Below are 21,311 nucleotides of genomic sequence, written 5' to 3' on the forward strand. Positions count from 1 at the left end.
AACTTTTGTATCCCCTGACGATACCTGTTTGAGAACATAAATATATGACTATGGAAAATTTTGCCCAGTTGCTGGAAGAAAGTTTCACCTTGCAAGAGATGAATCCCGGCGAAGTCATCACCGCAGAAGTTGTTGCCATAGACAATAATTTCGTCACTGTGAATGCCGGTCTGAAGTCAGAATCTCTGATTGATGTGAGCGAGTTCAAAAATGCAGCGGGCGAGATTGAAGTTAAGGTTGGCGATTTTGTCACCGTAACTATTGAATCTGTGGAAAACGGTTTTGGTGAAACCAAGCTGTCACGTGAAAAAGCCAAACGTGCTGCTGACTGGATCAAGCTGGAAGAAGCTATGGAAAATGGTGAAATTCTGTCTGGCGTGATTAATGGTAAGGTTAAAGGCGGACTGACTGTGATGATTAACAGTATCCGCGCATTCCTGCCTGGTTCACTGGTTGATGTACGTCCGGTTAAAGATACTTCTCACTTTGAAGGCAAGGAAATTGAATTCAAGGTAATTAAACTGGATAAACGCCGTAACAATGTTGTGGTTTCACGCCGTGCTGTTCTGGAAGAAACTCTTGGTGAAGAACGCAAAGCCTTGCTGGAAAACCTGAAAGAAGGTTCAGTAGTAAAAGGTATTGTGAAAAACATTACCGATTACGGTGCTTTCGTTGATCTGGGTGGTATCGACGGTCTGCTGCATATTACTGATCTGGCATGGCGCCGTGTTAAACATCCAAGCGAAGTGCTGGAAGTTGGTCAGGAAGTTGAAGCTAAAGTATTGAAATTTGATCAGGAACGCAGCCGCGTTTCTCTGGGCTTGAAACAGCTGGGTGAAGATCCGTGGAATGGTCTGGCCCGTCGTTATCCGCAGGGTACCCGTCTGTTTGGTAAAGTTACCAATCTGACTGATTATGGTGCATTTGTGGAAATCGAGCAGGGCATCGAAGGTCTGGTACACGTTTCTGAAATGGATTGGACTAATAAGAATGTTCATCCAAGCAAAGTAGTTCAGATGGGTGATGAAGTAGAAGTGATGATTCTTGAAATTGATGAAGATCGTCGCCGCATCTCTCTGGGTATGAAACAATGTCAGGCTAACCCATGGCAGGAATTCGAATCCAACCATGAAAAAGGCGATAAAATCAAAGGCGTTGTGAAATCCATTACTGACTTTGGTGTATTTGTCGGCTTGCCTGGCGGTATCGATGGTCTGGTTCATCTTTCTGATCTGTCATGGACAGACGGTGGCGAAGAAGCTGTACGTCAGTTCAAGAAGGGTGAAGAAGTTGAAGCTGTAGTTCTGGCCATTGATGTTGACAAAGAACGTATTTCTTTGGGTGTAAAACAGCTGGCTGGCGATCCGTTCAGTAATTATGTCAGCGTAAATGACAAAGGCAGCATCGTAACCGGTAAAGTGAAATCACTGGATGCTAAAGGTGCTGTTATTGCATTGGCTGATGATGTTGAAGGCTATCTGCGCGCATCAGAAGTTTCAAATGATCGTGTTGAGGATATTCGCAATGTCCTGAAAGAAGGCGATGATGTTGAAGCTGTGATTACTACGGTAGATCGTAAAAATCGCAATATCAATCTGTCTATTAAAGCTAAGGATGCTCAGGAAAGCAGTGCTGCTATGCGTTCGTTGTCTACTAACAACAATGCTTCAGCCGGTACTACCAGCCTGGGTGATTTGTTAAAAGCTAAATTATCTGGTGAAAGCGAATAAGCGGTTATGACGAAGTCGGAATTAATGATTCGCCTGGCGGAATTATATACTGCTAATAATGATAGTACTGTATTAAATGCTAAGGACGTTGAGCAAAGTATTAAGATTCTTGTTGATACGATGACTCGAGCTTTAGCTAAAGGTCAGCGAATTGAAATTCGTGGATTTGGTAGCTTTGATTTAAATCACCGTCCAGCTCGTGTTGGACGTAATCCTAAAACAGGTGAAAAGGTGTCAGTACCGGAAAAATATGTACCGCACTTCAAACCTGGTAAGGAATTACGTGAACGTGTTGACAAAGCTCTCGTATCTAAAGATAAATAATTCTGTTTTATTTTAGATAGACGTTAACGCCGCAGTTTCTGCGGCGTATTTTTATTTTATGGTGGTCGGATGTTAAGTAGGTGTGCTAAGGTTACGTCTTTTAACTTTTGCTAAATACAATTCTGACATCCAGAAGAAATCAATTATATGACCACATCAGTCTTTGTTGCTCCCGAATTTAATAATCAAAGTCCTCTTACTTGGTATCAGGCTGCAGAACAGCAACCCGGATTTATACATGATGCAGCTCAGTTACGTGCAATTAAACAACTGGACAGACTCTGGACAGAGTTGATGATGTTCAAACGTAAACGAAACCGCTTTCTCGGGCGCAGTCTGCGTTCGCCGCGTGCACCGAAAGGTTTGTATATGTATGGCGGAGTCGGGCGTGGCAAAAGTTTTTTAATGGATGTTTTTTTTGGATGTTTACCATATCGGCGCAAACGCAGGGTACATTTCCATGCTTTTATGGCAGAAGTACAGGGACGATTAAAAGATCATCATAGTCAGACTAATCCATTAAGTGCAGTCGCACAGGATATTGCTCGTGAAGTAAGAGTGTTGTGTTTTGATGAATTTCATGTCAGTGATATTGCTGATGCCATGATTCTGGGAAGATTACTTGAGGGCTTATTTGAGCAGGGTGTGGTTATGGTGGCTACGTCCAATTATGCTCCGTCTGAGCTCTATCCGCAAGGTCAGAATCGTTCCAGCTTTTTGCCTACTATTGCACTAATTGAAAAAGAGCTGACTATTTTAAATGTAGATGGTGGTGAAGATTATCGAATGCGAACATTAAAGCCCGCAGATATATTCTATATACCAGCAGATGCAAGTAGTGAACAAAAATTAACAGAGTTATTTCACAAAATTAATGGTGAACAGGAAATTACTGGCGGAGAAATTGAAATACTTGGGCGTAAATTACCGTACAAAGCAATTTCTGATACAACAATCTGGTTCGACTTCAATACATTATGCTGTGGTCCGCGCTCACAAAATGATTATCTGGAACTGGCAAAAAAATTTCGCGTATTAATTTTGTCAGACATACCCAAAATGGGATCTGGTCAGATGGCTGAAGCACGGCGGCTTACCTGGTTAATTGATGTTTTATATGATTATCGTATTAAGCTATGTGCCAGTTGCGAGGTCGCTATAGACGATATCTATACAGACGGCGATTTCGCCAACGAGTTTACTCGTACAGCCAGCCGTCTTACAGAAATGCGTTCAGAAGAATATTTAACTTTACCTCATTTAACACTTGATGGTGAAAATGCAAGTATAGGAAAAGATATTAAATAAGACTGAATTTTGTTAAAATGACAAGATATGTTTTTTGAAGCAATTTTGCGGCAAAAAATTAGTATATTCAATATTTATGGAAACAAATATGACTATCGAGCGCACATTATCTATTGTTAAACCTGATGCAGTTGCTAAAAACGTTATCGGACAGATTTACAGCCGTTTTGAAAATAACGGGCTGAAAATTATTGCTGCTAAAATGAAACATTTGTCTCAAGCTGAGGCTGAAGGTTTTTATGCTGTTCATAAGGAACGTCCGTTTTTTGCAGATCTGGTAAGTTTTATGATTAGCGGACCAGTGATGATTCAGGTGCTGGAAGGTGAAAATGCAGTCGCCAAGAATCGAGAATTAATGGGTGCAACTAACCCTAAAGAAGCCGCTGCAGGTACAATTCGTGCTGATTTCGCTGATTCAATTGATGCCAATGCTGTTCATGGCTCAGATAGCCTTGAAAATGCAGCTATTGAAATTGCATATTTTTTTGCAGCCGATGAGCTATGCGCTCGTTAATACTGTAAATAAATTTACTGAACTTAGTCCACCTGTACAGGTGGACTAATTTGTATAAATACAAGTAGGAGAAATAAAATGTCTGATTTTTTTAATTTATCTGTTTTGAAATCGCTTCCGGTTCAGAAATTTAATGAAACCAAACCATTTCCAAATCATTTGTTTAAAGAAATATTATTACCCGAAGCATTTAATGAATTGTATAACAATTTTCCCAGTCTGGATCTATTTGAAAAGCATGTGAACAGACCGCGCGGAAAAAGCGGGCAGCGGCCTCATAATCGATACTATCTGGCATTTGAAAAATCTATCTATCATAAAAATGATCGGGCCGGACTTGGTGTAACCAAAATTGAGCAGTTGCCGAATGTATGGCAGGAATTTGTACGTGAGGTACAAACATCGGAGCCTTATCTAGAATTTTTAAATCGTTATTTGAATCTTAATGAATATACTATTCGTTACGCATGGCATGTAGGTGAAACTGGTTCTGAAGTTTCACCTCACTGTGATAGTCTTGATAAAATCGGTACACACATTTTTTATTTCAATACTTCAGCCGACTGGGAAATTGAGTGGGGCGGTTCTATTTTAGCTCTTGGCGGTAAAAAAACAGATAAAACGAATCCTGATATCAGTGATTTTGAAACGGTGGAAGGTTTTGATATCCGCGATAACAGCAGTTTTTTATTTAAAAATACTTCCGACGGATGGCATGCTACTGAAGTTTTGACTTGTCCTCCAAACCACTATCGTCGTTTATTTAATGTCATTGTTCAGAAAAAGAAAACGGAAACACCACTGAAAAAAATATGGCATTATCTGTCTGGTAAAAATTAAAGAATTGTATAGATTGTTGAATAAATTTGTATTATCAGCATAATAGAATGACTGAAAACCAGTTATTACTATTTATTGCTTACTTAATGTATTACCCTGATGAAAACCAATTTGCTAAATTTTGACTTACCCGGTTTAACTGCCCATTTTGCTCAGATGGGAGAGAAGCCTTTTCGTGCCAGACAAGTGATGCGCTGGATGCACTTAGGCGGGATAGCCGATTTTACAGATATGACTGATCTGGCTAAATCTTTGCGTCATAAATTACTGGATAATGCTGAAGTGAAAGTACCGGATTTACTGATTGAGCAAAAGTCAGCTGATGGTACATGCAAATGGTTGCTTGATGTTGGTACTGGTAATGGTGTGGAAACGGTTTTTATACCGGAAGATACCAGAGGTACGTTATGTATTTCTTCGCAAATAGGCTGTGCATTGGAATGCATGTTTTGCTCTACCGGCAGACAGGGTTTTAACCGCAATCTGACCACAGCAGAGATTATCGGGCAGTTATGGTGGGCTAACAAAGCCCTTGGTGTTACGCCTAAGGATGAAAGAGTAATTTCCAATGTGGTTATGATGGGAATGGGCGAGCCATTAGCCAATTTTGATAATGTGGTGACAGCATTAAGTATCATGCTGGATGACCATGGCTATGGTTTATCACGTCGTCGTGTAACTGTATCTACTTCGGGTATGGTACCCCAGATGGATCGCCTGAAAGAAGTTATGCCTGTAGCATTAGCTATTTCACTGCATGCTTCTAACGATCAGGTGCGTGATAAACTCATTCCATTGAATAAGAAATATCCGCTTAACCAGTTAATGGCTGCATGTCAGCGTTACTTGGTAAAAGCACCGCGTGATTTTATTACCTTTGAGTATATTATGCTGAAAGGCATTAATGATGCTCCCGAACATGCGCGTGAATTAATCGCTCTGGTTAAAGATGTGCCGTGTAAATTTAATCTGATACCGTTTAATCCGTTTGCAAATTCGGGGTTTGAACGTTCAACAAATGAACGGATCCGTGTATTTCGTGAAATTTTGCAGGAAGCAGGTTTTGTAGTAACAGTCAGAAAAACCCGTGGTGATGATATTGATGCAGCATGTGGTCAGCTTGCGGGAAAAGTAAAAGATAAAACGCAGCGACAACAAAAGTGGCAACTTGTACAGGGATGATTCGATGAAAAAATTGGGGTTAACTCTATTATGTGCACTGGTATTATCAGCCTGTGCTACTCAGACTATGAACAAAAAACCGACAGCGGCACAGCGAGCCAGAGAGGTAGCACAGATTAAAACTCAGCTGGCGGTAGAGTATTTGAAAAATCAAAATTACCGTCAGGCTGTTGAAGCAATTGATGAAGCGATAAAAAATAATAGTAGTTCACTTGATGCATGGTTGATACGCGCTCAGATATGGCAGTATTTAAAAGAACCGGCAAAAGCAGAAGAGAGTTTTCAGCGTGCTTTGTCATTAGCATCAGATAGTGCAGAAGTAAATAATAACTATGGCTGGTTTGTGTGTGATGTTTTGAAAAAGCCGAATGCATCATTAGCTTATTTTGATAAAGCTTTGGCTGATCCGACTTATCCTACACCGGAAATTGCCCAGTTCAATAAAGGTATTTGCAGTAGCCGAATGGGGCAGTATCAGCTGGCTAACAGCTATTTTGAACGATCTTTGGCAGCTAATCCGAATTTTATTGCTGCAAAGAAAGAAATGGCTCGTAATAATTTGTTGGCAGGTAATGCTTCGGATGCCAATTATCTGTTTAAGCAGTATCAGAGTCAGATAAATAACTTATCTGCTGATGATTTATTATTGGGGTGGAGAATTGCAAGATCTTTGGGTAATATGCAGGCCGCTTACGAATATGAAGCACAACTGCGTAATAATTTCCCTTATTCTGCTGAGTTAGAGCAGGTTTCTACAGGAAAATTCTGATGAATGAGCAAACCAAAAACCCCGAGTCCAGCCCAAATGCAGCAGTTACTCTGGGAACATTACTCTCACAGGCACGAAAACAGAAAGGACTGTCTGTAGGAGAAGTTGCCGAACGTTTAAAACTGCCGGCGCGGCAAATTGAGGCAATGGAAAGCGGTAGCTATAAAGGTTTGCCAGAAGCTGTATTCATCAAAGGCTTTTTAAGCTCATATGCCCGTTTGCTCGAAGTAGATGAAAAAGAACTGAAGCAATATTTTCAGCAGATTTTTCCTGCTGCCAGTCATTTGTCAACTTCAGACAATAATAAAGTCGTTTCTGCGGATCTTGATTTTAAAGGTAAGCCGCAGCGTCGTCATTTTCCACGCTGGCTGATTGTTGTATTGGTAGTAATTTTAATCAGTGCAGTGGTATATGCATGGCAGACTAAATCTACATCTGAAAATGCCAGACAAACTGCTACGGCGGGTCAGGAAGTATCTGTGCAAACAGCTTCTATTAGTGATATCGCTGCCAGTAATATTCGTGTTGTACCAATGACGGACAATGAACACACCGGTTCCCAGACTGTTACCGAAGTTACTGCCGCCAGTCAGTCTGCTAGTACAAGCAATACTACAGATACACAAGTTTCTCAGCCTGCTGTATCAACTTCAGATAAATTGGTAATAAAACTTGAAAACAGAGGCTGGTTACAGGTAAGTGATAAAAATGGCAAGCTGCTTATTAGTCAGGTAGTAGATCCCGGTAGTACACATCAGTTTAGCGGAGCTGCTCCATATAAAGTAATACTTGGTTATACCCCTGGTGCCAGTATCCGGTTTGCCGGCAAAGATATCGCTATTGAACAAAACAAGAAAAGAACCGCAGCAATGACGGTAGGTGGAAATTGAAATGACCTTGGCTGGAGTACGAAGGAAAACCTATCAAGTAAAAATTGATCATGTAGTTATCGGATCTGAAGCACCCGTCAGAGTACAGTCTATGACTAACACTGATACTGCTGATGCTGAACAAACAGCCATTCAGGTAAAAGCACTGGCAGATGCCGGTTCTGAACTGGTTCGAATTACAGTTAACTCACCTCAGGCGGCGGCCAGAGTATCTGAAATTCGCCAGCGTCTGAATGACATGGGCTGTAATGTCCCCTTAGTTGGCGATTTTCATTTTAATGGCGATCGCCTGCTTAAAGATTATCCGGATTGTGCGACAGCACTTTCAAAATACCGGATTAACCCGGGTAATGTGGGTAAAGGTGTTAAGGGCGATGAAAAATTTGCTTTCATGATTCATACAGCAGCAGAGCACAATAAAGCTGTTCGCATCGGAGTAAACTGGGGCTCGCTGGATCAGGCTCTTGCAAAGCGCATGATGGACAATAATCTGGCTTTAGCAACTCCCCAGCCTGCAGAATCAGTTATGAAAGAAGCATTGATTGTTTCTGCACTGGAATCTGCGCAAAAGGCAGAAAGTCTTGGTTTACCGGCTGACCGGATTATATTGTCTTGTAAAGTATCTAATGTACAGGATTTAATAGAGGTATATCATAACCTTGCTTCCCGTTGTATGTATCCGCTGCATCTTGGTTTAACCGAAGCTGGAATGGGGAGTAAAGGTATCGTAGCGTCTACTGCGGCTTTGGCTATTTTATTGCAACAGGGTATAGGTGATACCATTAGAGTATCGCTTACACCTGAGCCGGGAAGTGCGCGGACTCAGGAAGTAGTAGTTGCTCAGGAAATCCTGCAAACCATGGGATTGCGTTCTTTTACGCCGCTGGTAACAGCATGTCCCGGATGCGGACGTACAACCAGTACCGTGTTTCAGGAACTGGCGCGGGATATTCAGCAGTATTTGCGTGAAAAAATGCCAGTATGGCGGCTGCAATATCCGGGCGTTGAAAATCTCAATGTAGCGGTTATGGGTTGTGTTGTTAACGGGCCTGGTGAAAGTAAACTCGCCGACATTGGCATATCTTTGCCCGGTACGGGTGAAACACCTGTTGCTCCTGTATATGTGGATGGCGAGCGCAAAACTACCTTAAAAGGCGAACATATGGCTGAAGAGTTTCTGGCCTTAGTAGAAGAATATATTCAGACCAATTATGGTGAGCAGGGTAAAAAGCGGGAAACAGCGAAAGTGATTCCGATTACGGCTTTATAAGATAAATATACTGTTATAGCTGTCAGCAGCTAATATAGTTTAATAGGGATATACAAATTAATTAATATGGGTCAGAAAATCCAGGCCGTTAAGGGCATGAATGATTTACTGCCAGTAGAGCAGAAAGATTTTAAACTGACATCTGCACTCTGGCAGGCGTTTGAAGACGTAGTGGTCGCATGGACACGCAGTTTTGGTTACAACCAGATTCGTACACCGGTTGTTGAGCAAACTGGTTTGTTTGTACGTTCAATCGGAGAAGAAACCGATGTTGTGGGCAAAGAAATGTATACATTTGCCGATTCCAACGACAAGCTGAGCCTGAGCCTGCGGCCGGAAGGTACAGCCTCTTGTCTGCGTGCAGTTGTTGAGCACAACTTACTTTATAATAGTCCGCAAAAATTATGGTATATGGGACCGATGTTCCGACGGGAGCGCCCACAAAAAGGGCGGTATCGTCAGTTCCATCAGGTTGGAGTTGAGGCATTAGGATTTAACGGCCCTGATGCAGATGCCGAGCTGATTGCCATGACTGCTAATCTCTGGGAACGGCTGGGTATTCGGGAATACCTTACACTTGAATTAAATACTCTGGGTAATCAGCAGGAACGTACTGCTCACCGTACTGCACTAATTGCTTATTTACAACAGCATGAAGCCATTCTGGATGAGGATAGCCGGCGTCGTATGCATACTAATCCGTTACGTGTGCTGGATACCAAAAATCCCGATTTACAGGCAATGGCGAATGCTGCGCCACGTCTTATAGATTATCTGGGCGCAGAATCACTTGCACACTATAATACTTTAAAAAATATGCTGGACGGGCTGGGTATCACATATGTAGAAAATCCGCGTCTGGTTCGTGGTCTGGACTACTATAATCTGACCGTATTTGAATGGACGACAACTAAACTTGGCGCACAGGCAACTGTATGCGGTGGTGGTCGTTACAACGGGCTGATTGAAGAGCTTGGCGGTAAACCAGCGCCGGCTATTGGCTTTGCATTGGGTATTGAACGTCTATTACTGCTTGTACAGGAATTTGGCAAACTGCATATTAACAATGCGCCTGACGTATATATCATGCATCAGGGAGAAGGAAGCAGTTTGATTGCCATGCAGCATGCCGCATTATTACGGGCAGCAGGTTTGAATGTTTATTTACACTGTGGTGATCAGAGTCTGAAAGCCCAGTTGAAAAAAGCTGATGCCAGTGGTGCGGCAATAGCAGTAATCGTTGCTCAGGAAGAGCAATTAAACAATACACTAACGCTTAAGAATTTGAGTACTCATGAACAACAGACTGTTGCTGCCGAAGCAGCTTTACAGTTAATCCAACAATGGAAGAATGCATAATGGTTGTACATATTCAGGATGAACAGGAAGTTGCAAATTTCAAATATTTCTGGCAACGCTGGGGACGCTGGATTTTTGCTATACTGGTTATATTGTCATTGGCATATCTGGGTTATGTGCTGTATCAAAGTCATTTACGCAGTAATAATGAAAAAGCAGCAGAAGTATTTGATACATTTATTTCACAGGCTAGTGCCAATAATTTGACTGAGAGTAAAAAAGCACTTGTACAACTACAGGAAAAATATCCTGATACCATGAATGCAACTCAGGCTACACTGATGATGGCCGGTTCAGCATTTGACGATGGTAAATATGACGAAGCCATCCGCCATTTGCAATGGGTTAAAGCCAGACAGCATGATGATTTATTGCAAACAATCGTTGCGCAGCGGCTGGCTACCGTATATTTGCAGCAAGGTAAATACAATGAAGCCTTACAGGCGCTGGATGTAAAAGTAACCAATGAATTAAAGCCGGTTCTGCTTGAAACCAAAGGTGATGTTTTACAGGCACAGAAAAAAAATACCGAAGCCGTTGCTGCTTACCAGCAAGCTTTGAATTTATTATCAAAAGATTCAGTACAACGCGAAGTCATCCAAATGAAAATAAGCAGTTTGAGTTAATCAATGCTTAATAAAACCTGAAATTCCGGCCGGAAAAACCGGTAGGAATTTCAGGTTTATCAGTTGTACTGAAAAGCTTGCCGCTGGCAGGCTATTGCTGTTTTAAAGCAATAGAAATTATCTGAAAGAATGAATATGAAACCAACGATTGTTCTGGTTGGTCGCCCGAATGTAGGCAAATCAACATTATTTAACCGCCTGACCCGTACACGTGATGCACTGGTTGCCGATTTACCCGGTCTAACCCGCGACCGGCATTACGGGCACGGCAGAGTGGGAAGTAAACCTTATCTGGTTGTTGATACCGGTGGTTTTGAGCCGGTAGTAGATAGCGGTATCTTATATGAAATGGCACGCCATACTCTACAAGCCGTAGATGAGGCGGATGCAGTTATCTTTCTGGTAGATGGACGTACCGGTCTGACACCACAGGATCAGATTATTGCTAACCATTTGCGCCAAAGCTCCCGGCCTGTATATCTGGCAGTGAATAAAGGTGAGGGCGCTAACCGACCAATTCTGGCAGCAGAGTTTTATGAATTAAGTTTGGGAGAGCCTATCGTTATATCCGGGGCGCATGGTGACGGCGTGTATGGACTGATAGAAACTGTACTGGAAGACTTTCCCGAAGAAGAGGAACCGGTAAACAGTCATCATCCGGTTTTTGCAGTTATTGGTCGGCCGAATGTCGGCAAATCAACTTTGGTCAACGCAATCTTGGGTGAGGAGCGGGTTATTGCTTTTGACATGGCCGGTACCACACGTGACTCAATTCACATAGATTTCGAGCGCAACGACAAACCTTTTACCATTATCGATACTGCCGGAGTACGTCGTCGTGGCAAAGTAGATGACGCCATCGAGAAGTTTTCCGTTATTAAAGCAATGCAGGCTATCGAAGCAGCTAACGTAGCTGTACTGGTACTTGATGCACAACAGGATATAGCCGATCAGGATGCAACTATTGCCGGCTTTGCATTGGAAGCTGGGCGTGCTTTAGTTGTTGCAGTAAATAAATGGGACGGAATAACCGAAGAGCGCAAGCAACAGGTTAAACGTGATATAGCACGTAAACTGTTTTTTCTTGATTTTGCTAAATTTCATTATATTTCGGCATTGAAAGAAAAAGGAATTGACGGGCTCTTCAGCTCAATTCAGGCAGCCTATGATGCTGCAATGATTAAACTGCCTACTCCGAAAATTACCCGCGTATTACAAAGTGCGCTGGAACGACAGCAGCCTCCGCGCGCCGGCTTAATTCGCCCCAAAATGCGTTATGCTCATCAGGGCGGTATGAATCCGCCAGTTATAGTCATACATGGTAATGCCTTACAGCATATCAGTGATGCTTATACCCGATATCTGACACAAACATTTCGCAAAGCATTTCATTTACAGGGGACACCTTTACGTATTCAATATAATGTAAACGAAAATCCATATCAGGAAAATGACAGCAAACCGGCGCAGCCATTGCGTCGTGTCAAATTAAGTAACCGAATTGCCAAGCGAGAACAGATAAAACAATCGAAAAAGCAGGTAAAGCGTAAAAATAAAGTCAGTTCAAAGAAAACAAATGCCCATTAATGTGATAGCATTGACACTGCTTTCTAAATCGCTGTACGCAGGTGCAGCTAAGCGATAACATAATCAAAAAAACAGGAGTAGCCAAATGAGCGCCAAAGGACAAATGTTACAAGATCCTTTCTTGAATGCACTGCGAAAAGAGTATGTGCCAGTTTCAATTTATCTGGTAAACGGTATTAAACTACAGGGTCAGGTGGAATCATTTGACCAGTATGTTGTACTTTTACGTAATACTTCAGTAACACAAATGGTATACAAACATGCGATTTCCACAATTGTGCCTGCTCGTGCAGTAAGCTTGCAGCATGAACCGAAACCTGCATCAGCAGAATAATACAGTCATACTGCATTAGCAAAAAACCGTGGATTTCCACGGTTTTTTGCTAATGAGTCATCGATTTGGAAAACAGATTAATCACAATAACACCCACCAGTATCAGACCGATGCCAATAATTGCCGGCATATCCAGCTTTTGTCCGAATTTGATCCAGGCTATGATTGACACACAAACAATGCCCACACCGGACCACACTGCATAAGCAATGCCTACAGGCATAGTTTTCAGAGTTTGTGCAAGCGAATAAAACGAAATAATATAGCCCAGAATAGAGCAAATACTGGGCATCAGCCGGGTAAAACCATTACTCAGCTTAAGCATACTGGTTGCAAATATTTCAGCTAGTATAGCGATGGAAAGAAAAATCCATTGATTCATGTTTATCCTTCTCGTTACTGCATTAGTTTCCTTGTGCAGCTATATTACGTATGGTTGGTATAAACTGAGTACAAATTTATCGAGTTTTACATAATGTTCAACCAAAAATTTTTAATATCAGCTTGAATGAAAATAAAGCCATTCCTGAAAAATTTAACCTGAACACTTTCCACTTTCCCATATAAAAACGGATTCAAGTCTGAATCCGCTTTTAGAGAGTAATACTGATGAAGTGACTCAAAATACAACCAATGATTAGCAAAAATACTTAAGCCTTTTCTTCAGTACCATAAAATTTCGAACCAATTTTAATGCTTTCTCTGCCATGCTCCCGCCGCCAGGCATTGCTGTCACGTAAAGAATAAGCACAGCCACAGTATTCCTGCTGATAAAACTGCTCACGCTTACTAATCTCAATCATACGCTGACTACCGCCGCCTTTACGCCAGTTATAATCCCAGTAAACAAGATTAGGATATTTTTCTGCCGCACGTTTGCCGCAATCGTTTATTTGCTGCATATTTTTCCAGCGGGAAATCCCTAATGAGCTGGTAATAACCGAAAAACCGTTTTCATATGCGTACAATGCTGTGCGTTCAAAGCGCATATCAAAACACATAGTGCAGCGAATGCCGCGTTCCGGTTCAAACTCCATTCCTTTAGCGCGTTCAAACCAGTTGTCCATATCATAATCAGCATCAATAAAAGGAATATTGAATTTTTCCGCAAATGCCTTATTTTCATCCTTGCGGATTTCATATTCCTTTTTTGGGTGAATATTAGGATTATAGAAGTAAATCGTATAATCAATACCAGAGGCCAGCATTGCTTCCATAACCTCACCTGAGCAGGGCGCACAGCAAGAATGAAGTAATACTTTATTTTCTCCGTTGGGAAGAGTTAATTTCGGGCGTTGTATATCGGTAGTCAGTTTTTGTGGGTTCATTGATGTGATTTCCTGTTATTCTAGTTAAATATCTTTATCAGTAGATTTTAACAAAGCTATCAGCGCAACGACATAGCCCGAAAGAAAAAAAGCGTTCAGAAATCTGAACGCTTGTATGAAAAAGCCATTTTAAAGAGCGGCTAATGCCTGCTCATAATCCGGTTCTGTCGTAATTTCAGCCACTAACTGACTGTATAAAACCTGATTATTTTCATCCAGTACAATAACCGCACGGGCACATAAGCCGGCTAAAGCACCGCTGCTCAGTTTAACCCCGTAGTTTTCCTTAAATTCAGGATGACGGAATGTTGACAGAGTTTTTACCTGATCCAGTCCTTCTGCACCACAAAAGCGAGCCTGCGCAAATGGCAAATCGGCAGAAATACACAACACAACAGTATTAGAAAGATTGGCCGCAGCTGCATTAAAATGGCGTACAGATGCAGCACAAACACCCGTATCTACACTAGGGAAAATATTCAGTACTTTACGTTTACCGGCAAAATCGGTAAGCGATAATTCATTTAAACCGGCATCAGTCAGCGTAAAAGCTGGTGCTGTACTGCCTGCTTTTGGAAACTGACCACTGACTTCAACAGTGGTACCTTGCAGAGTTACTGTACTCATGACTGCATCCTTATGATGTTTAATTTGATTAACAATGTGCAGGCTTATTGTGGAGGATTGGCAGGGAACTGTCAAAGATTATCTATGCTGATTATATGCAGTAAATAGCAGCAAATATAGCATCTGCATAAACGCAGAAAACCAGCATTTTCCAGACAATTCAGCGAAAACGTAAATCTTAGAAAATACGACTGAGAAAATTTACAGCATCATCAATCTGCCAGTTTGCATTGCAGTCTCTGATTTCAGAGCAATCGGACTGAATACAAACTGACTTGCGCAATAAAATTTACTCAACACCAGACCGGCGTACATAATGCTGTAAATCATAAGCAATATTATTTTTACTGCTTACATGACTACTGCTTTCAGTTTGCTGCCAGATATCCGTATCAATTGCCGGAAAAAAAGTATCTCCGGCAACATCAACATGAATTCTGGTTAACCGCAAATCGGTAGCCAGAGGCATCGCCTGAATATAAATTTGTGCCCCGCCCATAATAATAATTTCAGAGCAACCGGCTAATTGTCTGAGCGCATCTTCAACACTGTGACACAAAATTGCTCCGCTGAATGTCTGTGCATCCTGCCGGCTGATAACATAATTGGCGCGGCCTGGAAGCGGTTTTCTGGGCAGCGACTCCCACGTTTTACGTCCCATAACAACCGGCTTGCCCATAGTGTAACTTTTAAAAAATTCAAAATCTTCGGGCACATGCCAGGGAATACGATTATTTTCGCCAATACAGTTATTATCCGAAAGAGCGGCAATCAGCGTAATTTTATTCAGAGTATTCATACAGCTACAGGTGCTTTAATGTGGGCATCCGGATAATAATCAGTAAGCGTAAAATCTTCAAACTGAAAAGAAAACAGATCTTTTACATCAGGATTCAGATGCATTTGCGGCAGTTTTTTCGGTGTGCGGCTTAACTGCAGTTTGGCCTGTTCAAAATGATTACTATATAAATGAGCATCACCCAGCGTATGAATAAATTCCCCCGGCTCTAAATCACATACCTGAGCAATCATCATCGTAAGCAGAGCATAGCTGGCAATATTAAAAGGCACACCCAGAAAAATATCAGCACTGCGCTGATAAAGCTGACAGGAAAGCTTGCCTTCAACCACATAAAACTGAAACAGAGCATGGCAGGGCGGTAAAGCCATCTCATCTATCAGTGCCGGATTCCATGCAGAAACAATCAGGCGGCGGCTGTCGGGATTGTGTTTAATCTGTTGCAGCAGATTACTGATCTGGTCAATATGGCTGCCATCCGGTGCCGGCCAGCTGCGCCACTGATAACCGTATACCGGCCCCAGATTACCATCAGCATCTGCCCATTCATCCCAGATAGAAACATTATGTTCATGCAAATAGCCGATATTAGTATCGCCGCGCAGAAACCAGAGTAACTCATAAATAATTGAACGTAAATGCAGCTTTTTAGTAGTCAGCACAGGAAAGCCATCAGCCAGATTAAAACGCATCTGATAGCCAAAAACCGAGCGCGTACCCGTGCCGGTACGGTCTGCTTTATCTGTGCCACGGTCTAAAACATGTTGCATTAAGTCAAGATACTGTTGCATGCGGATTTATCCAAATAAAAACGGCCTAATTGTAACTTAAATCAACTCAGACTGGTTTGCGGCACCTTCTTTTACCGCCTGCCATGCTTCTGCAATCAGGCTGGCATCGTTATTTTTTAATAACGAAGCATCAGACAGCATCCTCCGCCACTGGCGCGCACCGGGTAAACCATGCATCAGACCCAGATAGTGCCGAGCCATATGGCGCAATGAAATATCCGGATTAGCCAGCTGCCGTTGAGCATAGTCAATTAACTGATTAACCAGGTCTTCATATTCAACAGCCGGCTGGTGACTGGCGTAAAATTCAGCATCCCAGCTGCGCATCAGCATCGGATTATGATAAGCCTCACGTCCGACCATTACCCCGTCAACATACTGCAAATGCCGGTGAATTTGTGCATTATCAGTAACCCCGCCATTAAGAATAATTTCCAGATCAGGAAATTCCTGTTTCAGACGATAAACATAATCATAACGTAAAGGCGGGATATCACGGTTATCTTTCGGCGATAACCCTTCCAGCCATGCATTGCGTGCATGAACAACAAAAATACGGCAGGCCGTTTTTTCACGTAGCGTACCGACAAAATCAGCCAGAGGCTGATAGGCTGTTTCCTTATCCAGACCGATGCGATGCTTAATCGTAACCGGAATATTAACCGCTTCCTGCATAGCATTTAAGCATTGTGCTACCAGTTCAACTTCACGCATCAGGCAGGCACCAAAAGCACCTTGCTGTACCCGCGGGCTAGGGCAGCCGCAGTTAAGATTAATTTCATCATAGTCATAACCGGCAGCAATTTTAGCAGCCTGTGCCAGAACTGCCGGCTCACTGCCGCCCAGCTGCAAAGCAACAGGTTGCTCCTGCGGATGATAGGCCAGTAATCTGTCACTGTTGCCATGGATGATTGCATTAGCATTAATCATCTCTGTATACAGCCACGCATTTCTGCTAATCAGTCTGGCCATATAGCGGTAATGCCTGTCTGTCCAGTCCAGCATCGGCGCTACGGATAAAGTTCTTTTTGGTTTGGCATTTTGCCGGAGCTGGTGTGCATCACTTCCGGCTGAATATTCTGCGGCAATTAATTGTTTATGTTCCTGCATAATCCGGCACTCATATAACACCGCCAAAGAAATACCGAACGGATATTTCCGGCCGGTATTTAGTCGGTTAAATTTCTGATACAGGCAGATTATACATGGGATAACCGAACTGCCAGTTTAGCAATAGCAGTAAAGCTGATATTTTAATTAATCCTGTTGTTTTAGCCTGAATCAGCGCAACGGCATTTCAGATTTAATCAGCTTAATTTCTCTTTCACGCCGTTTCTTTTTAAAATGATTTTGCAGCCATATTTTATGCTGTATCTTGCATTGCGGACCCAGATAAATATTATCAATATATTCTTCTACATGCGTATATTCGACATACAAACTGTTAGCAGATTGGTAATCCTGCGGTTCAACAATATTATCATCGGCAATATGAGTAATATAAATCATCCGGCACTCATCTTCATCTTCAAAAGCAGCATGTTTTATCAGGCAGGAAATGGGTAAAACCGCCAGACTGAGTAGTTCGTCTAGATTAGAGATTTTTTGTAACTTGGAATTATCCAAAAGTTCTTTAATCAACTCTTTTATTTTTTCTAAATTGTCACGAATACAACTGATTTTTTTAGGTTCATCTAATGATTTAATATATTCATTCCACTCGCTATCAATGGCTTTTGGTGTTTTTTCATTTTTGTTTTCCAGATAAAAGGATTGTTTATTGCGTTTTGCTAACGCCATATATCCTGTTTCTGGATCAAAATACAGGCAACGGTATAAAGGCAAAGGATAAAGAGTATTGGCACTTATAATTTCGATTTGCTCAGTTTCAAGTTTTACTTGTTTATTTTCAAACGATTTGATAGATTTAATACTGTGTAATGAGATTATTTCGTTATTGATACTGCGTTCTGTATCCAGACCAAAAAAATTTTTATTAAAAGCAATACTGATACCGGAACCAATAATGTTATCATCATTACCGTATAAACGAAACTGATTCAGACAATTATGATTAAAGGAGAAACTGGCTAAAAAGCTTTTAATTTCATTATCAGGATGATTGCTAATATTCAGCCAGCTGGTTAATACCTGATTTTCACTGGGGTCATTCATGAAATCTACGATATTAAGCCGGAATTTACTGGGATTTTCTCCTTTAAGCAGATTAAATAATACAGCTGGCTTGGTATAATGAGCGACACGTCGTTCCGGCTGTTTTTTGCTATATTTATTATCTAATATTTTAGAAATAAATAAAATATTTTTAATATTATTAGTTAAGTTACATAAATTTTCAATTTTATTATAGATGAAATCTTTAAGTTCGTTAAATTCTTTTTCATTAAAATCATGATTAAAGTTATTTTGTTTCAACCCCAAAATTAATTGAGCGCAAATATATTGATATGGATAACGATTTGAGTAACTCTCAATTTTAGAGGCAAGGAGAAAGCAGTCTGTAGCTTGAGTTTCTTTTTTAATTTTTTCTGTATAGATTTTGCCTAAGATATCTTGAGCTTGAGCATAGATTTCAGGATTGTTCTCTTTAGTAATTTTAAAATAAAAAGCTTTAGCCTGATCATAATCGTGTTTTATTTCTTGATATATATATCCTAAAAAAAATTGAGCTTTAGCATAAACTTCAGGATTATCTTCTTTGTTGATATTTAATAAAAAAACTTCAGCCTGATCATAATCGTGTTTTATATCATGATATATATATCCTAAATTACCCTGAGCTAGAACATAGATTTCAGGATTATCTTCTTTGTTGATATTTAAATAAAAAACTTCAGCTTGATCATAATCGTGTTTTATTTCTTGATATATATATCCTAAAAAAAACTGAGCTTGAGCATAGATTTCAGGATTATCTTCTTTGTTGATATTTAATAAAAAAACTTCAGCCTGATCATAATCGTGTTTTATATTATAATATATATATCCTAAACCAAACAGAGCTAGAGCATAAACATCAGGAGTATCTTTTTTGTTGATATTTAAATAAAAAGTTTCAGCCTGATCATAATTGTGTTTTATTTCTTGATATATATATCCTAGACTAAACTGAGTTTTAGCATAAACATCAGGATTATCTTTTTTGTTGATATTTAAATAAAAAGCTTCAGCTTGATCATAATCGTGTTTTATTTCTTGATATATATATCCTAAAAGAAACTGAGCTTTAGCATAAACTTCTGGATTATCTTCTTTGTTGATATTTAAATAAAAAGCTTCAGCGTGACTATAATCGTGTTTTATATTACGATATATATCTCCTAACTCAAATTGAGCTTGAGCATAAGTTTCCTTACCATCTTCACGGGTAATTTTACTTAATTCTTCAATTTGCTGATCAATATCTTTTTCTTCCATTACTATTCCTGTTTATTTATGGCTAAGCAATTAATCTGTATGCTGTTCGTAACATAGTCTGGTAGTAATCAAATATATTAAAATTCTTAACCTTGTCGAAAAAGGAACAAATTTATTAATTTACAATTTAACTAATAATAACAAAAATTAAACTTAATATCATAAAATTCATAACTATCTACAGCTGTATTTAGTCAGATGGATTTTTATTGATAGTTAAAGAAAATTGTTAATAAATTGATATTGAGTTAATTAACTGCATGATTTACCAATTAATTATTTTTATATGTAATTAGCTGCAAATATTGGCGTTTTCCATTGCTTACCGCTAATTGTCTCTCTAAGATAAATTCTTGAAGGATAAGAATTTACTTGTGTTTAATTGAATACTGTTGCATACAGTAGACATACAGAATGGAGATGGTTATGAGCGATAACGGATTTGTAGATAAAGCCAAAGGCGAAGTAAAACAGAATGTGGGTAAAGTAGTGGGTGATACTAAAACCCAGTCTGAAGGAATGGTAGATAAGGCCGTTGGCGGCGTGAAAGAAGCTGTGCATGATGTGGCTAATGCTATAGATGGTGCAGTAGATTCAATCAAGAAAAAATTTCAGGATTAATTTGTAAACTAAACAAAACCGCTCTTATGAGCGGTTTTGTTTAGGAATTATCCTTAGTTTTTTGAATTAAATCAGGATGTTTATTCATGATTCGATTTATAGCAGATACTGCATTTTTATCACAATACATTATCAATGCGCCAAAAAGTGTTGTTAATATAATAGGTAGTATAAAAAAATAATTTACAAATTTTCCAAAAAAATTATTAAATATAAAAAGAATTAACCCTATTAATATTAAGAATGAAACCCAAAAAAGGTAAAAAGGCCATTTATTTTCTGATAGCATTTTCTTTCTTGTATTTGTTTTGTCATTCAACGAAAGTGTATTAACATAATAATAAGTTAATTCGTTTTCATTCCATATAATTCTTCTTATTCCCTTATGCCAGATACCTTGCGCAATATATAGATCAAATAATAAATCAATATCATGACTATACTTTTGTTGCCAATTGTCTATTTGGCTTAACTCAAGGTATTTTAAATAAGGTATTGTATATAGTGTAAGTTTTTGTTCCATAATACTAGCTTTTTTATTTTTTAACTTTTTTCTTGTTTTTTTTAAATACTTTAAAATTTTTTTCACATCATCTTTTGAAGGTTTGAATTGAACATTGAAAATATTTTGAATAAAGCTCTTAGGGATAATTTTGAGTACTGATTTGAGTACTGATAATATATTCATATTATAAATTTCTTTTCTATTAGTTAGTATTTATTTATCCGTAAAAAAGATAAACTATTTTTATTAGTGGATATTTAAATTTATATAATGAGTTATTATAAGAATCTTAAATATCAGCAATCAAGAAAAAATTTCAGGATTAATTCTGAAAAATGTGCACAGGGCCGCTTATTTCAGCGGCCTTTGATTTGAGTTTATATTTCTTTTAAATCAGACAAATTAGTTACAGCTTAAATTTTTCTGAATTGGCGGTATTAGATATAGAAATGTATAAGTAAAATATATT

The 21,311-nt window shown here is 39.7% G+C and carries 22 protein-coding genes; 14 read left to right on the forward strand and 8 right to left on the reverse strand.

From position 1 onward, the window contains the following. Positions 1-44: 44 nt before the first annotated feature. The 13 genes from rpsA to hfq all read left to right on the forward strand — a co-directional run bounded on the left by rpsA (position 45) and on the right by hfq (position 12,733). A complete protein-coding gene (rpsA, locus tag H3U82_RS03185) occupies positions 45-1,730 on the forward strand; it encodes a 30S ribosomal protein S1 (protein ID WP_025330813.1) in 1,686 nt (561 codons plus the stop codon). A gap of 6 nt (positions 1,731-1,736) precedes the next feature. Continuing rightward, complete coding sequence (locus H3U82_RS03190) at positions 1,737-2,054, forward strand: integration host factor subunit beta (RefSeq protein WP_037395076.1); 318 nt, start codon at positions 1,737-1,739, stop codon at positions 2,052-2,054. A gap of 147 nt (positions 2,055-2,201) precedes the next feature. Then, positions 2,202-3,362, forward strand: coding sequence for a cell division protein ZapE (zapE, locus tag H3U82_RS03195; RefSeq protein ID WP_110414262.1), 1,161 nt, complete (start codon positions 2,202-2,204; stop codon positions 3,360-3,362). An 88-nt stretch (positions 3,363-3,450) separates the two neighbouring features. Beyond that, positions 3,451-3,876 (forward strand): nucleoside-diphosphate kinase, encoded by a 426-nt coding sequence (gene ndk, locus H3U82_RS03200; protein WP_037395070.1) that lies wholly within the window; start codon positions 3,451-3,453, stop codon positions 3,874-3,876. 78 nt (positions 3,877-3,954) lie between these two features. Continuing rightward, positions 3,955-4,716, forward strand: a complete 762-nt coding sequence (locus tag H3U82_RS03205) for a hypothetical protein (protein WP_198209177.1) — start codon at positions 3,955-3,957, stop codon at positions 4,714-4,716. Between the two features lie 99 nt (positions 4,717-4,815). Continuing rightward, positions 4,816-5,898: a 23S rRNA (adenine(2503)-C(2))-methyltransferase RlmN gene (rlmN, locus tag H3U82_RS03210; protein WP_041879482.1), complete on the forward strand. Its 1,083-nt coding sequence runs from the start codon at positions 4,816-4,818 to the stop codon at positions 5,896-5,898. Between the two features lie 4 nt (positions 5,899-5,902). Further along, complete coding sequence (pilW, locus tag H3U82_RS03215) at positions 5,903-6,667, forward strand: type IV pilus biogenesis/stability protein PilW (protein ID WP_041879487.1); 765 nt, start codon at positions 5,903-5,905, stop codon at positions 6,665-6,667. Further along, positions 6,667-7,557, forward strand: coding sequence for a RodZ domain-containing protein (locus H3U82_RS03220; protein WP_198209179.1), 891 nt, complete (start codon positions 6,667-6,669; stop codon positions 7,555-7,557). Before pilW ends, H3U82_RS03220 begins: the two co-directional genes overlap by 1 nt. Before the next feature lies 1 nt (position 7,558). Beyond that, on the forward strand, positions 7,559-8,827 hold the full coding sequence (gene ispG, locus H3U82_RS03225; RefSeq protein ID WP_084565188.1) for a flavodoxin-dependent (E)-4-hydroxy-3-methylbut-2-enyl-diphosphate synthase: 1,269 nt from the start codon (positions 7,559-7,561) through the stop codon (positions 8,825-8,827). A 66-nt stretch (positions 8,828-8,893) separates the two neighbouring features. Continuing rightward, positions 8,894-10,186, forward strand: coding sequence for a histidine--tRNA ligase (hisS, locus tag H3U82_RS03230; RefSeq protein WP_078474894.1), 1,293 nt, complete (start codon positions 8,894-8,896; stop codon positions 10,184-10,186). Next, complete coding sequence (locus tag H3U82_RS03235) at positions 10,186-10,812, forward strand: tetratricopeptide repeat protein (RefSeq protein WP_041879496.1); 627 nt, start codon at positions 10,186-10,188, stop codon at positions 10,810-10,812. Before hisS ends, H3U82_RS03235 begins: the two co-directional genes overlap by 1 nt. Before the next feature lie 135 nt (positions 10,813-10,947). Then, positions 10,948-12,399 (forward strand): ribosome biogenesis GTPase Der, encoded by a 1,452-nt coding sequence (gene der, locus H3U82_RS03240; RefSeq protein WP_198209181.1) that lies wholly within the window; start codon positions 10,948-10,950, stop codon positions 12,397-12,399. Between the two features lie 85 nt (positions 12,400-12,484). Further along, positions 12,485-12,733, forward strand: a complete 249-nt coding sequence (gene hfq, locus H3U82_RS03245; protein ID WP_025330801.1) for an RNA chaperone Hfq — start codon at positions 12,485-12,487, stop codon at positions 12,731-12,733. 49 nt (positions 12,734-12,782) lie between these two features. On the opposite strand, the gene H3U82_RS03250 is transcribed toward hfq, so the two are convergent. The 7 genes from H3U82_RS03250 to H3U82_RS03280 form a co-directional block, all read right to left on the reverse strand. Continuing rightward, entirely contained in the window at positions 12,783-13,115 is a 333-nt protein-coding gene (locus tag H3U82_RS03250) for an SMR family transporter (RefSeq protein WP_198209183.1), read from the reverse strand. A 268-nt stretch (positions 13,116-13,383) separates the two neighbouring features. After that, positions 13,384-14,061, reverse strand: coding sequence for an epoxyqueuosine reductase QueH (locus tag H3U82_RS03255; RefSeq protein ID WP_198209185.1), 678 nt, complete (start codon positions 14,059-14,061; stop codon positions 13,384-13,386). Between the two features lie 129 nt (positions 14,062-14,190). Further along, a complete protein-coding gene (gene tpx / locus H3U82_RS03260) occupies positions 14,191-14,688 on the reverse strand; it encodes a thiol peroxidase (RefSeq protein ID WP_198209187.1) in 498 nt (165 codons plus the stop codon). Positions 14,689-14,977: 289 nt separating this feature from the next. After that, complete coding sequence (locus tag H3U82_RS03265; protein WP_370524412.1) at positions 14,978-15,487, reverse strand: dihydrofolate reductase; 510 nt, start codon at positions 15,485-15,487, stop codon at positions 14,978-14,980. Beyond that, a complete protein-coding gene (locus tag H3U82_RS03270; protein ID WP_198209189.1) occupies positions 15,484-16,278 on the reverse strand; it encodes a thymidylate synthase in 795 nt (264 codons plus the stop codon). The genes H3U82_RS03265 and H3U82_RS03270 overlap by 4 nt, the downstream gene beginning before the upstream one ends. A 36-nt stretch (positions 16,279-16,314) precedes the next feature. Beyond that, positions 16,315-17,388 carry a tRNA dihydrouridine(20/20a) synthase DusA gene (gene dusA / locus H3U82_RS03275; protein WP_198209191.1) on the reverse strand — a complete coding sequence of 358 codons (1,074 nt, stop codon included), beginning with the start codon at positions 17,386-17,388 and terminating at the stop codon, positions 16,315-16,317. Between the two features lie 171 nt (positions 17,389-17,559). After that, positions 17,560-19,716 carry a lipopolysaccharide assembly protein LapB gene (locus H3U82_RS03280; RefSeq protein ID WP_198209192.1) on the reverse strand — a complete coding sequence of 719 codons (2,157 nt, stop codon included), beginning with the start codon at positions 19,714-19,716 and terminating at the stop codon, positions 17,560-17,562. A 426-nt stretch (positions 19,717-20,142) separates the two neighbouring features. Between H3U82_RS03280 and H3U82_RS03285 the strand changes: the two genes are divergently transcribed. Beyond that, the gene (locus H3U82_RS03285; protein WP_025330793.1) at positions 20,143-20,337 is read left to right on the forward strand and encodes a CsbD family protein; all 195 of its coding nucleotides are present in this window, start codon (positions 20,143-20,145) and stop codon (positions 20,335-20,337) included. A 40-nt stretch (positions 20,338-20,377) separates the two neighbouring features. Here H3U82_RS03285 and H3U82_RS03290 read toward each other — a convergent pair whose 3' ends face one another. Next, a complete protein-coding gene (locus tag H3U82_RS03290; RefSeq protein WP_198209193.1) occupies positions 20,378-21,025 on the reverse strand; it encodes a hypothetical protein in 648 nt (215 codons plus the stop codon). Positions 21,026-21,311 lie beyond the last annotated feature (286 nt).

The organism is Snodgrassella sp. W8132 (genome assembly GCF_016100865.1).
GTDB lineage: Bacteria > Pseudomonadota > Gammaproteobacteria > Burkholderiales > Neisseriaceae > Snodgrassella > Snodgrassella alvi.